Below are 294 nucleotides of genomic sequence, written 5' to 3' on the forward strand. Positions count from 1 at the left end.
GCGGCCGCCGCCCTGGCCCGGCCCTCCCTGTCCGTCCCGTTCGTGGCCGGCGCCGAGTTCGCGCTGGAGGTCGACGCTCTCGCAGCACTCACCCTCCCGATGATCGCGGGAGTGACCCTGCTGGTGCTGGTCTTCGCGGCCGACAGCATCCGGGCGGGCCGGCCGCGCTTCCACGGGCTGATGCTGGTCTTCGCCGCCGCCGCCCTGGCCACGGCCGCGGCCGCGAGCCTGCCGGCGCTGCTGTTCGCGTGGGAGCTGATGGGCGCGACCTCCTACGCCCTGATCGGGTTCTGG

The 294-nt window shown here is 75.2% G+C and carries 1 pseudogene; it reads left to right on the forward strand.

Annotation, left to right across the window (positions count from 1 at the left end):
• Nucleotides 1-294, forward strand: a pseudogene (locus ACPYN7_RS18070) (NADH-quinone oxidoreductase subunit L); the annotation flags it as partial.

The organism is Kocuria sp. CH-021 (assembly GCF_049716185.1).
Classification (GTDB): Bacteria; Actinomycetota; Actinomycetes; order Actinomycetales; family Micrococcaceae; genus Kocuria; species Kocuria cellulosilytica.